Consider the following 14,708-nt stretch of genomic DNA (forward strand, 5'->3'; position numbering starts at 1 on the left):
TCGGGATCCTGGAGGGCATTTGACTATGGATGACGATTTCCGCCGCGCCGCGCTCGACTATCACCGCCTGCCGCGGCCGGGGAAGCTCACCATCGAGCCCACCAAGCGCATGGCCTCCCAGCGCGATCTGGCGCTGGCCTATTCCCCCGGCGTCGCCGCCGCCTGCGAGGAGATCGCGGCCGACCCGGACAAGGCCTGGGACTACACGACCCGCGGCAACATGGTCGCCGTCATCACCAATGGCACGGCGGTGCTGGGCCTCGGCAATATCGGGCCGCTCGCCTCCAAGCCGGTGATGGAGGGCAAAGCGGTCCTTTTCAAGCGCTTCGCCGGCATCGATTCCATCGACATCGAGGTCGAGGCGAAGGAGAGCGACCACTTCGTCGAGGTCGTGGCGGCCCTGGAGCCGAGCTTCGGCGCCATCAACCTCGAGGACATCAAGGCCCCCGAGTGCTTCGAAATCGAGCGCCGCCTGCGCGAGCGCATGAACATCCCCGTCTTCCACGACGACCAGCACGGCACCGCCATCATCGTCGCCGCCGCCGTCCGCAACGGGCTGCTCGTGCAGGGCAAGCGGCTGGAGGACGTGAAGCTGGTCAACACCGGCGGCGGCGCGGCGGCGCTGGCCTGCCTCGACCTGCTCGTGGAAATGGGGCTGAAGCGCGAAAACGTGACGGTCTGCGACGTCGAGGGCGTGGTCTATGTCGGCCGCCCAGGCCTTGACCCCTACCGCGCGCGCTACGCCCAGGCGACCAATGCCCGCACCCTGCCCGAAGTGCTGGACGGCGCCGACATTTTTCTCGGACTTTCCGCGCCGAGGGTGCTGAAGGGGGAATGGCTGTCCAAGCTCGCCCCCAAGCCGCTGGTACTGGCGCTGGCCAATCCCGACCCGGAGATCTTGCCCGAGGCGGTCCGCGCGGCACGGCCGGACGCGATCGTGGCCACGGGGCGCACGGACTACCCGAATCAGGTCAACAACGTCATCTGCTTCCCCTTCATCTTCCGAGGCGCGCTGGATGCCGGCGCCACCACGATCAACGAGGCCATGAAGGTGGCTGCCGTCGAGGCCATCGCGGCCCTGGCGCGCGTCGAGGCCAGCGAGGTCGTCGCCGCGGCCTATGGCGGCACGGCCCCGGTCTTCGGCCCGGAATACATCATCCCGAAGCCCTTCGATCCGCGGCTCATCCTGGAGATCGCGCCGGCCGTGGCGAAGGCCGCGATGGACAGCGGCGTCTCGCGCCGCCCCATCGCCGATTTCGACGCCTATCGCGCCGACCTCTCCCGCTTCGTCTTCCGCTCGGGCAACCTGATGCGCCCGATCCAGGAGCTCGCGAAGACCGTCCAGGCCCGCGTCATCTTCGCCGAGGGCGAGGACGAGCGCACGCTCCGCGCCGTGCAGACCGTGCTGGACGAGGGCACCGCGCTGCCCATCCTCATCGGCCGCACCGAGGTGGTGGCGGCCAAGGTGCGCGCGCTCGGCCTGCGCATGGCGATCGGGGGCTCGGTCACGGTGCTCCACCCCGACGAGCAGCCGGAGCTCTTTGCGCCGCTGGTCGAGGCCTACAAATGCAAGGTCGGCCGGCACGGGGTGAACCCCACGGCCGCCGAGCGCCGGGCCCGCAGCCGCCCGAGCGTCGCGGCGGCGATGCTGCTGGAATCCGGCCAGGCGGATGCCGCCATCATCGGCGGGCTGGGCGACTGGATGCGCGAGTGGCAGCACGCGCTGGACTGCATCGGCAAGCGCGCCGATGTGGGCCGCGCCTATGCGCTCTCGGCCGTCATCACCCAGGGCGCCACGCTCTTCTTCGCCGACACGCACCTGCTGCTGGACCCGACGGCCGCGCAGCTCGCGGAGATGACGCTGCTGGCCGCCGAGGAGGTGCGCCGCTTTGGCATCGTGCCCAAGGTGGCGCTGCTGAGCCATTCCTCCTTCGGCGCCTCGGGCGCGCCCAGCGCGCGGAAGATGCGCGAGGCGCTGAAGCTGATCCGCGCCGCGGCGCCGGACCTCGAGGTCGATGGCGAGATGCATGGCGACGCCGCGATCGTCGAGGCCATCCGCGCCAAGGCGGTGCCGGACCCGAAGCTGGAGGGGATGGCGAACCTGCTGGTCTTCCCAAACATCGATTCGGCGAACATCGCCTTCAACCTGGTGAAGGCGGTCTCGGATGGGCTGCAGGTGGGGCCCATGCTGCTGGGGATGAAGAAGCCCATCCACGTGCTGGTGCCAAGCGTGACTGCACGCGGCATCGCGAACCTGGCGGCGGTGGCGGGGAGCCAGGTGCGGCGGGGGTGAATCCTACCGCATCAGGCCCGCCTGACGCAGCGCGGCTTCGATCGTGTGCAGGATTCCGCCAGTGGGCTCCGCAGCCGCTGCGGGCTTAGACCGGTCGCGGAATGCGCCGGCCGGCGCCAGCCCCCAGAATCGCGCGATGTGCCGCGTGGAGGAGATGCCCACATCCAGCATATAGGCTCCGGCCGTCTCGCCCGGCTCCGCGCCGTCGAGCGGCGTGCCGTGGCCCATGCCGGGGATGTCGGTGCGCTCGATCACCGCCCGGCCCTTGCGGTCGCACCAGACCTCGTGGGGAAAGCCGTCCACCGTCTCGCTGCGCGCCGGCCGTGCGCCGACGCCATGCAACCCGCGCCATTGCTCCAGGATCGCGTCCGCGTTGGACGGGGAGACCGTCCGGTCCGCGCTGCCCTGCCAGATCGAGATCGTCGGCCAGGGTCCCGCATGGTCCGAGGCGCCGCGGACCAGCGCCTCCAGCTGCGCCGGGTCTGGCAGGCCGTGGCCGCGCATGCGGTCGAAGGCCTGGGGCACGGTGCCCGCTACGCCGTAGGGCAGGCCGGCGATGATCGCACCGCCGGCGAAGACCTCCGGATAAGCCGCGAGCATCGTCGAGGCCATGGCGCCGCCCGCCGAAAGCCCGGTGACGAAGATCCGGCGGCGGTCGAGCCCGTGGTCCAGCACCAGCCGCTCGATCATCTGGCGGATGGAGGCGGCCTCGCCCTGGTCGCGTCGGGTGTCTTCCGGCTGGAACCAGTTGAAGCAGAGGTGCCCGTTGCTGGCCCGCTGCTGCTCGGGGAAGAGCAGCGCGAAGCCCTGCGCCTCGGCCAGGTGCGACCAGCCGGAGTGGTTGTCGTAGCCCGCCGCCGTCTGCGTGCAGCCGTGCAGCACGACCACGAGCGGCGCACGGGGCGGCAGGACGGCCGGGATATGGGTCCAGGCGCGCAGCGCGCCGGGGTTGGAGCCGAAGCCCGTCAGCTCCGTGAGGTCGCCGGGCGGCGCCTGGGCGGTGTCTCTTGCATGACGGAAGGCGGCCAGTCGGGCGATGGTATCGGACAGAGGCCGCATGAGAATTCCTTGAGAGCCGGAGTTCAGCAGGCGCCGGCCCGGTCATAACGCTTGGGAAACGCGATCGTTGTGCAGTGCAGCATAACGATTTGGGGACGCTTCCGCGGGAAATCCATCACTCCGCAGGTGAAAAGAGCGCCATCGGATCGCCAGCCAGCGCGACCTGCCCGTGATGCTCCAGCCGGATGGCCGGGTCGCACCAGACCTCGCCGCCGAGGGCGCGCCAGCGGGCACAGAACAGATAGTCCTCGCTGAGGTAGCGGCCCTCGCCGGGCGCGGGTTTCGGGTCGATCCCGGCCTCGAAGAAGGCGTGGGCCTGCCCTTCGTCGGTCTGATGCAGGGTCTCCGGATAGGCCTGGGCCAGCCGCTCCAGCACGCTCCGGTGGAGGAGGAGAAAGCCGGTGCCGATCGCCTCTGCCTCCACGGCACCGGTCGCAGCGTCGCGGCGCACGGTTGCGCCCTTTCCGCCCGGGAAGGTCGCGACCCAGTCCGCGGCGCCGAGCCGCTTGCTGCGGTAGAGCCCGCCGATCAGTGGCCGCCCGTGCCCCAGCAGCCGCAGCGCCGCATCCGCCCCGAAGCCGATGTCGCTGTCCAGGAAGAGCAGGTGCGAGGCGGAGGACCGCAGGAAGATGGCCGCCAGCGCATTCCGCCCGCGCGTGATGAGGCTCTCGTTGGTCAGGGTCGCCACCGCGAAGGGGAGGCCCAGCGCGAGGCAGGCCCGCTGCGTGTCCAGCAGCCCGCGCATCGCGGCCGCCGTCACCATGCCGCCGTAGCAGGGCATGCCGACCATGAGGCCCGTGCTCTCGATGGAGGATCGGAAAACCGGCGCCGCTTCGGCGATCCAGGGCGGCGCGGGGCGGTGTTCGAGCTGCAGCGGCATGCGCCGCAGCCTATCCGGCGCGCGCCGTCCGCGTCACGGTCGCCGGGCCCGGCCCGATCATTGCGAAGGGCGCCCAGAGCGCCGGGTGCCCGAGGCCCGCCGACCGCATCAGCCCGAGCTGCGCCTTGCGCAGCGCCTCGGCCGGCGCATCGCCGTTCCTGATGTTCTGGAGCGTGAAGAAGGCCACCCGCGCAGCGGCCACGTCGTTCACGTACCAGTGGGTCACCAGCAGTCCGCGCGCCCCGCTGAAGAAGAAGGCCCGTGCGAGGGTCGAGAGGCTCTCGCCCGCCGCCGCGCCGCCGCCCGAGTTGCAGGCCGAGAGCACGACGAGGTCGGCGTCGAGGTTGAGGTCCAGGATGGTGCCGGCCGTCAGCAGGGCCTGCGTCGCTGTCGGGCCGCTGCCGGGCGAGGCGATGATGGCCGGCTCCGTCAGGCAGGTGAGCTCGGCGGGCAGCACGCCATGGGTCGCGAAATGCAGGATCCGGTAGTCGCGCAGGTTGGCCGCCCGGACCGAGGAGACGGTGAAGGCGTCGCCGGTGCGGCGCTCGGCGGGGGTGGCGCCCATCACCGTCTGCGCGGCCTGGAGCTCGATCGCCGCTGCCGGCAGGCGCGTGAGGCTGGCCAGCCCCTGGCCGCAGCTCGGCGCGGCCGGGAAGGAGCGGGCGGCGAAGGCGACCGGCACAGGCCGTGGATCGCCGAAGCCGAACCAGGGCCGGGTCGCGACGGAATTGCCGGCCCGGCGCAGCGTCACGAGGCTCGAGGCCGCCGGCACATGCGTCACCGGCATCTTCTGCACCAGGAAGGCGACGTTCTCGTGCCCTTGGGGGGCCGGCGGCGCCGATGTCACGAGCAGGCCGTAGGGCAGCGAGAGCATCGGCCCTTCCGCCAGCGCGACCATGGATTTCGCCCGGCCCAGCGGCTCGGCGACGGCGCCGAACAGCGCCTGGTGCAGGGCATAGGCGGCGCCTGCCTCGAAGGGCCGGCGCGAGGTGCCGGATTCCGTGCTCGCCCGAATCCGCGCGACAAGCGCCGCGACCTCCGACGTGTCGGCGCCGACGCGCCCCACGCTCACGCTTCCGTCGAGCAGCACGAAGGTCCAGCCGCGGCGGTCGGGCGGCAGGGTGGTGGCGACCAGCGCCTCGCCCGGCGCCAGCGCGGCCAGCACGTCGGCCGCCGAGGAGACGGACTGCACGAGCTGGGCATAGCCGGGGGCAGCCGACTGCGCGGCGGCGTCGGCCTCGGCGGCGGCGCTCTCGGCCTCGTTGATCTGGGCGGTGAGGGCGCTCACGTCGCGTCCATCCGCGGCGGCCGCGTCGCGCTCGCGATAGCGGGTGGCCAGCGTGCGGTCGGCCTCGTCGCGGCGGCGCAGCGCCTCGGCCACGGCCGGATCGCGCGCGCCGGCGGCGAGGCGGGCGGCGGCGGTGGCGATCTGCGTCGTGGTCACGCCGCCCTGGCCGAGCTGCGCGGCCTCGAAGGCCTCCGCCACGCCCTCGGGCGTGCCGAGCGCGATGAAGGCGTCCACGCAGGGCGCGATGCGGCCGGGCGTCGTGCCCTCGCGCAGGTTGCGCAGCACGGCGGTGGCGTCGCGGCAGGGCCCCACCGCGCCGGAGGGCGAGAGGTTCGCCGCGCGCAGCAGCAGCGTCTCGGCGAGGGGGCGCGAGCGCGGGATGCCGCGCGCGAAGCGGGTCGCGGAGCGCCCGAAATCGGCGGCCGCGGCGCCGGAGCGGCCGGTGCCGGCGGCGACGGCGCCCTCGGTGCGGGCGATCCGGGCGGCGATGACGTCCGTGCCGCTGGCGGTGCCGGCGGCGACGAGCGACAGCCGCCCGGCCTCGGCGGCGGCCGTCTCGGCCTCGGCATAGCGGCCGGCGGCGCGCAGCACGGCGGCGGTGTTGCGGCGGGTCTCGATGAGGCCGATCAGCGCCCGGTTGGCCAGCGGATCGACCGAGGGCTGCGGGCTGCCCATCCCGGCGCGCAGCTCGGGTGGCACCCAGCGGGCATAGGCGGCGGCGCCCTCGGCGAGCAGGGCCAGCGCCTGGTCGTTCCGGCCGCGATTGGCCTCGTGCAGGCCGCGGTAATGGGCGAGGTAGGCGCCGGCCAGCGGCTCCGCGGCGCGCGGGGCGAGGGCGGCGGCGCGGGCGAAGAGGGCGTCGGCCTCCGGGAAGCGGCCCTGGTTGGAGAGCTGCAGCGCCAGCAGCACCATGGGCAGGAAGCGGTCCGGCGCATTGGCGCCGAGCGCCCGCTCCTGCAGGGCGAGGGCGGCGCGGTAGGCGGTCTCGGCGGCGACGAAGCGCTCGGCCTGGTTGGCGTCGCGGCCCACGGCCATCAGGCTCTCGTAGCGGCCGACGTCGCCGGTGGAGAAGGCCTCGCGCGCCAGGCGGGCGGCCATCTGGTCGATGGCGGCGGAGGGCAGCGGCGCGGCTTCGGCCGTGATCCGGCCGGAGAGCACGCCGATCGCACGCTCGGCCGAGGCCTGCGCGGGCAGGATGCCCTCGGCGAGCCAGATGCCGCCGCCCGATTGCGCGGCCATGGCGAAGGCCGGCCAGCCGCCGGCCCGGCGCCGGCAGTCCATGATCGCGGCCGGCTGGCCGCCGAGCGCCGTCGTCGCCCGCGGCGCGGCGCAGTCGAGCCGGCTGGCGAGGCCGGCGCGGGCCTGCTCGGCCGCCTCCAGCGGCGTCGCGCCCACGGCCGGGCGCACGCGCGCGCTGGGCGAGGACCATTCGCCGCACCAGACGTCGCCGCCCTGGCCGGAGCGCGAGAGCCGGCACTCCTCGCCGGAGGCGGTGGCGCCGAGCGCCAGCATCCCGGCCCCGCCGCCGGAGGGCACCGCCACATAGGCCGAGGGCGGCGGCGCGGCGCAGGCGCCGAGGGCGAGCAGGAGGAGGAGGCCGGGGCTCAGCGAGGGGGCGCGCGTCATGGGCTCAGAAATCCTCGCCGCGGATGTTGGGAGGCGCGAGCTCGCCCTCTTCCGAGCGGTCGCGGTAGAGGCGGAGGTTCAGGTTGGGCACGGGCGGCTGGAGCTGCTGGATCATCAGCGGCACCGGTTCCAGCACGACAACCTGAGTCGGCGGGTTCACCGCGGTGGCGAGATAGGGATCGCGCTGCCAGGGCACCGCGTTCGGCGTGCTCCCTCCACTCTCCGGGGGTGAGGGCGGAGGCGGAAGCACCGGCGGGGGCGGGGGCACGATGACGGGTGTGCAGACCGCGACGCCGATCGGGCAGTTGTTGAAGAGATAGAGGGCCTGGCTGGGCAGCGGCTCGCTCAGCAGCACGCCGCCCGAGGTGCCGCGCCGCCCCGCCGCCGCGGCCGGCCCGCCCGCGATGCCGGCGATGGTGCCGAAGAGGTTGGCGCTGGCCCCGCCGAAAACACTGAGCGCGCCGGCGGCCAGCGTGCCCGTGGTGGTGCCGCCCGCCCCGAGGAAGAGCTCAACCGGCGTGTTCCCGGCGTTCAGCCCGCCGAAGGTGATGCTGGGCGAGGTGATGCTCAGCAGGCTCCCCGACGCCGTGCCCGCCAGCGAGGCGGAGGTGCCGGCCTGGATGCGGATCGCCCCTGCGGCCTGCAGCAGCCCGTTGAGCGTGAAGACGTTGCTCTGGATGTTCAGGTCGCCGGTCCGCGCGATGGCCGAGTTGCCGTTCACCTGCAGCATACCGGTGGCCGAGAGGCGCCCGGCGGTGCCGGTGATGGTGCCGTCGATCCGGAGATCCCCGGTCTGCTCGATGTCGTAATAGTCGAAGGTGAAGAAGGTCCGCCCGACCCCCAGCGCCAGGCTCGACGAGGTGTTCCTGAACTCCAGCCGGCCGGCGACGCTGGACGAGCCGAAGCCGAAGACGGCATTCGGGCCGTTCAGCAGGGCGTCGCCGCCGGTCTGGAGCGTCAGCGTGAGGCTGGAGATGTATCCGGCGCCGCTCTCGATCAGGTCGCCGCCGGTGGTGAGCGAGACGGACGGCGCAAGGAGCCTTCCGGTCAGGGTTTGCGATTCCGTGGTGTTCAGGATGATCTGGGTGCCCGCCGAGAGATCGCCGATGACGGGCAGGTTGTTGTCCTGATCGAGCTGGATCAGGTTGCCTGCCTGGCCGGTCAGCTGGCCCGCGGACAAGGTCGTGCCTGCGCCCTGGACGATGCTGCCGGTGGCGCGCAGGTCGAGCGTGCCCGGGAAGCTGTAGTCGGCGGGGAAGTTGATCCCGCTCGCGGTCGTGGTCGTGGTCGTGAGCCCGTCGAAGGTCATGGCGCCAAGGCGGAGCGTGGCGGTGCTGATGCGCGACAGGGTGTCGGGCGAGAGCACGAAAGGCTCCGGCGCAGCGGTGACGTTGATCGCCATGCCGACATTGGCGTTGGGCGCGATCTCCACCAGCGGCGCGGTCACGCTGCCGGGCGGCGGCACCGAGATGCTCGGCAGGATCGTGAAGCTGTCGGCGCGGAAGCTCGCGCGCTCGGTCGCGACGATGTCGGCGCCGGGATTGACGGTCACCGCCCCGCCGGTGCGGACGGCGAAGACCTGCGCGTTGAATACCCCGCCCGCGCCGAAGGCGCCGATGGCGAGGTCGGAGGTACCGTTGTCCAGGGCAAAGGTGCCTGCCACGTCGACGCCGAGCAGCGTCGCCACGCTGTTCGGCGCGCCCAGGCCCGTTCCGTTCAGCATCGCGTTTCCACCGGACTGCACGGAGAGCGTGCTGCCGAGGATCCGCCCGCCCGTCTGCAGGATGCCGCCGGTGCCGGCGTTCAGCGTCACGGGACCGGTGTAGTCGGCATTGCCGACCAGGCCGCCGAGGCGGAGCGTGGCGGCGGAGGCCGGGTCGGGCGCGGCGGCGTCGAAGTCATAGCCGGCCTGGATCACGGTCGGCTGTACGTTGAAGTCGACGTTCTGGAAGTTCTGCACCGTGCTGCCGGCGGCGAGGTTGATGTCGCCGGTCGCGCGCAGCGTGGCGCCGTAGGCGCCCTGCACCGAGCCGGTCCCCAGCACGTCCAGGTCGCCCGTGACGTTCAGGGTGGTGGAGGCGTTGGAGCCGCGCACCGTGCCGCTGACCCGCAGAGACTGCGCATTGTTGATGAGGACGCCCGTCGTTCCGAAGACGTCGCCGAGCTCGTCGATCCGGTTCTGGCCCAGCAGCGAGACGGAGAGGACGTCGGTGGTCGCCTCGAAGAGAGGCGTGATCAGCACGCCGCTCTCGCCCTGGCTGATGTCGCTCGCGCTGATGAAGGTCGAGCCCTGGACCGTGGTGGTGCCCTGCAGGTCGATATCCGAGTTCGTCACGATCGCGAGGCGTCCGGCGACACTCGACGGAGCCAGGGCCCCGATGATGTTGCCCTGCGTGACGCCGCTCGAGACATCGGAAATGATCGGGATGTTCAGCAGCGCATCCCCGGCCGAATTGATGGTGAGGCTGTCGGTGAACAGGGTGCCGCCCGTCTGCACGATGCCGCTCGTGCCCGCGGCCATCTCCACGCTGTTGGCCGTGTTGTTGACGAAGCCGCCGTAGCCGCGGACGGTCCCGGCGAGCTGGATGCCGCCCGCCGCCGTGGGATCCGGCGCGCCGGTGCCGAAATCATAGCCCGCCTGCATGCGGACGGCCGGTGCGATGATGCCGCCCGTCGCCTCGACGACGATGTTCCCGGTGGCCCGCAGCAGGGCCTGCACGCCGTCCACGCCGCCGAAGCCGCCGCCGCCGCCCACGCTGCCCGCGATGGTGAGGTCGCCGCCCTCGACGTCGATGTGGGCGTAGGAGTTGGACGTGCCGCCGACCGTGCCGGTGACGCGCAGCGAGCGGATGTTGCGGAACTCGGCGCCGCCGGACGCCTCCAGGTTCTCCAGCGTCAGCACGCTATTGTCGTTCAGCAGCGCCACGTTGGTGCCGGAGTTGACGACGTTCAGCGTGCCGCCGACGAAACGGCCGTCGGTGTTGGTGGTACCGACATAGCCGGTCGCGGTGATCCGGTTGGTGTCGGACACCTGCACGAGCGCGCCGAGCTCGATGGAGGGGATGGAGGAGGCGAAGGGTGCGGTGAGGCTGATGTCGCCGCCCTGCGCGATGACCGAGGAATTGAGGCTCAGGGTGCCCGTGGCCGAGAGCGAGATGCCGCCGTTCTGGGTCAGCAGCGAGCCGGAGATGTCGATGTCGCGCCCCGTCATCGTCAGCGCGCCGCTGCTGATGGTGATCGGGGCGTTGATGAAGATGTCCGTCCCCGCCGTGAGCGTCAGGCCGCCGACGCTCGTCCGGTTGATCGCCGAGTTGACGGTGATTGTCTCCGTCGCCTGAAGCTCGATCGTCGCGTTGTTGAAGACGGGATCGTTGACAATGCCGGCGGCGATGACGGAGGTCGTCGGCGGGCTGGCGGAGCCGAGGACGGCCCCCGTGAAGTCCGCGGTCGAGGTGTTCACGCTGGGATCGCCGTCCGCGACGACGGTGATCGTGGTGGGATCGACGAGGAAGGTTCCGCCCCTCCCGTTCGGTCCCGCGCTCACGTCGACGCGGCCCATGATCGCGAGGCCCTGCTGGCCAGAGACCTCGATGAAGCCGCCATTGCCGCCCTCGCCTGCGCCGCGCGCGGAGAGCGCGCCGGCGTGGACGGTGTATTCGGACGAGTTGACGACGATCGTTCCGCCGTTGCCGCGCTCCGTGGCATCGGCGCGTACCACGGCGCCCTGGGCCACCCCGGTGCGGCGCGCGAGGCGCGTGGTGTTGCGCGGCGCCGTCGCTCCGATGGCGACCGTGCCGCCGCCAGTGCGGCCGGAGGCGTTCACCCGCGCTGTGGCATCCACCAGCGTCCGGTCGCCGAGGATCTGGATGTCGCCGCCTGCCGTGCCCGCGGCGCGGCCCTGGGCGCTCACCTGCCCCTCGATGCGCACGGCGCCGCCGTTGCCGGCCACCACCACGCGGCCGGTGCGGCCGGTCGCGGCATCGGTGTTCGCGGCGATGCGGCCGCCGGCGCGCACCAGGTCCTGCACGATGCCGTCCACGGCCTGGGCGGTCAGCACCACCGTGCCGCCGGTCGCGGTGATCGTGCCGGTGTTGGTGACCAGCGCCTGGCCGTTCGCCGGCGTCTGCCGGACGGGCGAGGTGACCTCGAGCGAGAGCAGCCCGTCGCCATGCAGGTCCACCACCGAGGTCTCGGCGCCGGCCAGCACCACGCGGCCCATGCGGGCGCGGATGACGCCGCGATTCGCGACCTGCGGCGCGACCAGCGCGGCCAGGCCGGCCTCGCGCACCGTGATGGTGCCGTTGTTCTCGATGCGTGCGTCGGGGCGGCCCGGCTGGTCGAAGTTCATGCGCCCGCCGCGCATGAAGGCCTCGTTGGTGATGTTCGCCGTGGAGACCACGAGGCCCGCCGCGTTCACCGTCGAGCCCTGGTGGAAGATCACGCCCGACTGGTTGACGATCGCCACCTGCCCGTTGGCCGTGATCTGCCCGGCGATCTGGGAGGGATTCGGCGTCACCACCCGGTTCAGCGTGACCGAGCTGGTCGAGGGCTGCTGGAACTGCACGGCCTGGTTCCGGCCGATGTCGAAGCTCTGCCAGTTGATCGCGGCGCGGTCGGTGGACTGGTTGATGACGGTGCGGCCGGCGTCACCGCCGATCGTGGCCGAGCCGGCGACGACCTGCCCGCCCTGCGGCCGTGCATTGGGCGCGGGCTGGGCCGATGCCAGCACAGGGAAGATGAGCGCGGTGCCCGCCAGCAGGGCGGTGCGGAAATTGGGGGAGGTGGCCGTCATGGGATCCTGTCCTCCGTCAGAAGCGCGCGAGCACGCGCCAGAAGAACGCGTCCTCGTGCTGCGCCGGAACGCTCGGGCCTGCCGGCTGGCGGGTGAAGCGCCTGACGCCCTCGAACTGCGCCTCGAAGCGCTCGTTCACCTGCATCCGCAGGCCGAAGCCGAAGGAGTGGAGCCGGCGGTCGGGGTCCGAGGCCTGGTTCTCGAAGGTCCAGCCGGCATCGGTGAAGACGTAGTAGGTCGGCGCCAGCCGCAGCCCGACGCCGAAGGCGTTGAGCTCATGCGTGGTCGAGAGCTGCAGCTCGCCCGAGACGGCGATGGCGTTGTCGCCCGTCACCTCGCCGGCGTAGAAGCCGCGGCCCAGCCGGTTGCCGCCGAGGTAGAATTTTTCCGCCAGCGGCAGGATGTCGTTGCTCCACTGGCCGGCCACCGTGCCCTGGAGCGAGATCATGGCACCCGACCAGGGCGAGAACAGGGCCTGGGTCCGCGTCGCCTCGCCGCTGATCTTGAAGAAATCGCCGGTCGCGCCGAGGCGCGAGGGGTTGCGGCCGAGCGAGCCGCCCACGCCCTGCGAGAGGCGCAGGCTCACGAAGTTGGTGGCCGGCCGCGCCTCGCCGGCGAAGAGATCGAAGGTGGTCCAGTCGGCACCCGCGCGCAGCATGCGCAGGCTGTCCTGCGAGAGGCGGGCGCGTTGGCCGTTGGTACCGTCCACCCAGATGTTGCTGTCGATCGTGTCGAAGGTGCCCACCAGGTTCAGCGTCTGCGAGCGGCGGCGGATCAGCGGGTAGGTCAGCGCGGCGCCGGCCACGGTGGAATCGCCCTCGTAGCCCAGGCTGCGCAGCACGCCCGAGGGGTTGGTCGTGCCATGGCCCGCATAGAGGCGCACCTGCAGGCCGGAGCCGCCGATATAGCCCCGCCAGCTCGCCTGGCCGAAGATCTGCGTCGTGGCGCGGGCATAGAAGAGCGCCAGCTCCGTCTGCTCGCCGAGCGAGGTGAAGGAGTTGAACTGCACCGCGGCGAGGCCCTGCTCGGGCCCGGAGAAGCGCGGGCCGCGGTTGTCCGCCGTGACATAGCCCGTCACCGCCCGGCGCGAGAGCTGCGCCACCAGCGAGAGCGCGCCGGGCGCGGTCCCGGCCGGCCGCAGCACGGTGCGGACGGTGAGGCCCGGGATGTCCTGCGCCAGCAGCAGCTGCCGCTCCAGCGTCGCGATGTCGAGCGGCTGGACGTTCACCAGCCGGTTCAGGAAGCGCAGCACCTGGGTGCCGACGGGCCCGACATCGCCGTCCAGCCGGACCTCGCTGATGAAGCCCTCGGCGATCTGGAAGCGCAGCGTGCCGTCGGGGCCGACCGTGGCGTCGGCGGTGACGAAGGCGAAGCCCCGCTCGCGGTAGAGGGTGACGATGGCGGCGCGGGCGTCCTCGATCTTCGCGATCGGGACCGTGGGGCCGGTCAGCGGGCCGGCGGCGGCGGCGAGCTCGGCCGGCGTGAAGGCGGTGGAGCCGAGGAAGGTGACGTCGCGGATGGCGACCTGGCCGGTGACACCCTCGGCCGGCCGGGCGGGGCCGGGCGGCGCCAGGCCGGGGCCGACACGGGGAAGGCTGGGCGGGGCGAGCTGCGGAATGGGCGTGCCGCCGGGTGGGACGATGCCGGGCGGCGGCACCTGCGCGAGCGCGCCGGTGGAGGACAAGGCCAGAAGCATTGCCGCGATCCCCGCGCCGCAGCGCAGAGACACCCCCCAAGACGTCCGCATGCAGTTCGACCCCCCGGCCCGGTTGAGTAACGCACGCCGTTCATTAGAAATTATATTCTTAATGATGGTACTCGATTCGTCGGCGGTGCAAGCCGGAGATCACTTCGGGCCGGGTTTTGTTCCGAATCTGTTGCGACCAGGGCACGGCACGCCTTCCGCCTGGCGGCGGGGCATGGCCTTCCGGCGCATCTCCCGGCTTAACTGAAGCAGGTGCTCCCCATCCGAAGGACGATGCGACGATGTCGGCTTCCCCAGCAGCGACCACCAAGCCCATGGAGGCGGGTGGCTACCGCTACATCCCCGCGGTGTTCCAGTACTCGTCGGGCGTCGCGGCGCTGCCGGGCTACCGGCTCGAGCGCGCGCGGTTCAGCCGGCTGCTGCCGATGAAGGAGGGCTTTTCGCGGATCAAGGCGCATCTCGAATCCCTCGGGCGGCCGCTGACGGCCTTCGCGGCCTGCGAGCTGCGCTCCGCGCTGCCCTTCACCGAGGACGGCTTCCGCGAGTTCAACATGGGCTATGCGCAGGTGCTGCGCGAATGGGGCGTCATGGAGGGCGACGACAATCCCGTCGCGCGCAGCAACGTCTGTCCCGAGCTCTCGCCGCCCAGCGAGTCCGGCTTCTACGCCTTCACCTACACCGTGCCTGACGCGAATGTCGGCCCGACCTTCCTGATCGCGGGCGGGGCGGAGCGGCGCGGCAGCGGGCCGCCCGCGGAAGCCATCGTGGCCTATGGCGACACCTCGCCCGAGGGGCTTCGCGCCAAGGCCCGCCAGACGCTGGGCGAGCAGGAACGCCGGCTGAAGGCCTTCGGCTTCGGCTGGGCGGATACCACGGCCGTGCAGGTCTATACGGTCTATGACCCGCATCCCTTCTTCCTGGACGAGATCACCGCCCGCGGCGCGGCGCAGAACGGCATCATCTGGTACCCCTGCCGGCCGCCCGTGCAGAAGATCGACTTCGAGATGGACTGCCGCGGGCTGGACCACGAGATCCTGCTGCGCGTGTAGCCCGGTGCGGCGCTTG

Annotated in this window: 7 protein-coding genes; 2 read left to right on the forward strand and 5 right to left on the reverse strand. The window is 72.1% G+C overall.

Annotation, left to right across the window (positions count from 1 at the left end; genetic code table 11):
• Positions 1-25: 25 nt before the first annotated feature.
• Positions 26-2,293: an NADP-dependent malic enzyme gene (locus AC1ROY_RS18890; protein WP_493150408.1), complete on the forward strand. Its 2,268-nt coding sequence runs from the start codon at positions 26-28 to the stop codon at positions 2,291-2,293.
• Positions 2,294-2,296: 3 nt separating this feature from the next.
• On the opposite strand, the gene AC1ROY_RS18895 is transcribed toward AC1ROY_RS18890, so the two are convergent.
• The 5 genes from AC1ROY_RS18895 to AC1ROY_RS18915 all read right to left on the reverse strand — a co-directional run bounded on the left by AC1ROY_RS18895 (position 2,297) and on the right by AC1ROY_RS18915 (position 13,634).
• Complete coding sequence (locus AC1ROY_RS18895; protein WP_493150409.1) at positions 2,297-3,352, reverse strand: extracellular catalytic domain type 1 short-chain-length polyhydroxyalkanoate depolymerase; 1,056 nt, start codon at positions 3,350-3,352, stop codon at positions 2,297-2,299.
• A 115-nt stretch (positions 3,353-3,467) separates the two neighbouring features.
• The gene (locus tag AC1ROY_RS18900; RefSeq protein ID WP_493150410.1) at positions 3,468-4,232 is read right to left on the reverse strand and encodes a hypothetical protein; all 765 of its coding nucleotides are present in this window, start codon (positions 4,230-4,232) and stop codon (positions 3,468-3,470) included.
• Positions 4,233-4,242: 10 nt separating this feature from the next.
• Positions 4,243-7,146: a CHAT domain-containing protein gene (locus AC1ROY_RS18905; protein ID WP_493150411.1), complete on the reverse strand. Its 2,904-nt coding sequence runs from the start codon at positions 7,144-7,146 to the stop codon at positions 4,243-4,245.
• A 4-nt stretch (positions 7,147-7,150) separates the two neighbouring features.
• Complete coding sequence (locus AC1ROY_RS18910; protein WP_493150412.1) at positions 7,151-11,938, reverse strand: beta strand repeat-containing protein; 4,788 nt, start codon at positions 11,936-11,938, stop codon at positions 7,151-7,153.
• Between the two features lie 16 nt (positions 11,939-11,954).
• Positions 11,955-13,634 (reverse strand): ShlB/FhaC/HecB family hemolysin secretion/activation protein, encoded by a 1,680-nt coding sequence (locus AC1ROY_RS18915; protein ID WP_493150413.1) that lies wholly within the window; start codon positions 13,632-13,634, stop codon positions 11,955-11,957.
• 290 nt (positions 13,635-13,924) lie between these two features.
• Between AC1ROY_RS18915 and cnbZ the strand changes: the two genes are divergently transcribed.
• On the forward strand, positions 13,925-14,692 hold the full coding sequence (gene cnbZ / locus AC1ROY_RS18920; protein ID WP_493150414.1) for a 2-amino-5-chloromuconate deaminase CnbZ: 768 nt from the start codon (positions 13,925-13,927) through the stop codon (positions 14,690-14,692).
• Positions 14,693-14,708 lie beyond the last annotated feature (16 nt).

The sequence above is a fragment of the Roseococcus sp. GW821-FHT12F05 genome, assembly GCF_058806835.1.

Coding starts and splice junctions, on each gene's coding strand:
- AC1ROY_RS18890 (WP_493150408.1), top strand. CDS start 26: ATGGATGACGATTTCCGCCGCGCCGCGCTCGACTATCACCGCCTGCCG.
- AC1ROY_RS18895 (WP_493150409.1), bottom strand. CDS start 3,352: ATGCGGCCTCTGTCCGATACCATCGCCCGACTGGCCGCCTTCCGTCAT.
- AC1ROY_RS18900 (WP_493150410.1), bottom strand. CDS start 4,232: ATGCCGCTGCAGCTCGAACACCGCCCCGCGCCGCCCTGGATCGCCGAA.
- AC1ROY_RS18905 (WP_493150411.1), bottom strand. CDS start 7,146: ATGACGCGCGCCCCCTCGCTGAGCCCCGGCCTCCTCCTCCTGCTCGCC.
- AC1ROY_RS18910 (WP_493150412.1), bottom strand. CDS start 11,938: ATGACGGCCACCTCCCCCAATTTCCGCACCGCCCTGCTGGCGGGCACC.
- AC1ROY_RS18915 (WP_493150413.1), bottom strand. CDS start 13,634: ATGCTTCTGGCCTTGTCCTCCACCGGCGCGCTCGCGCAGGTGCCGCCG.
- cnbZ (WP_493150414.1), top strand. CDS start 13,925: ATGTCGGCTTCCCCAGCAGCGACCACCAAGCCCATGGAGGCGGGTGGC.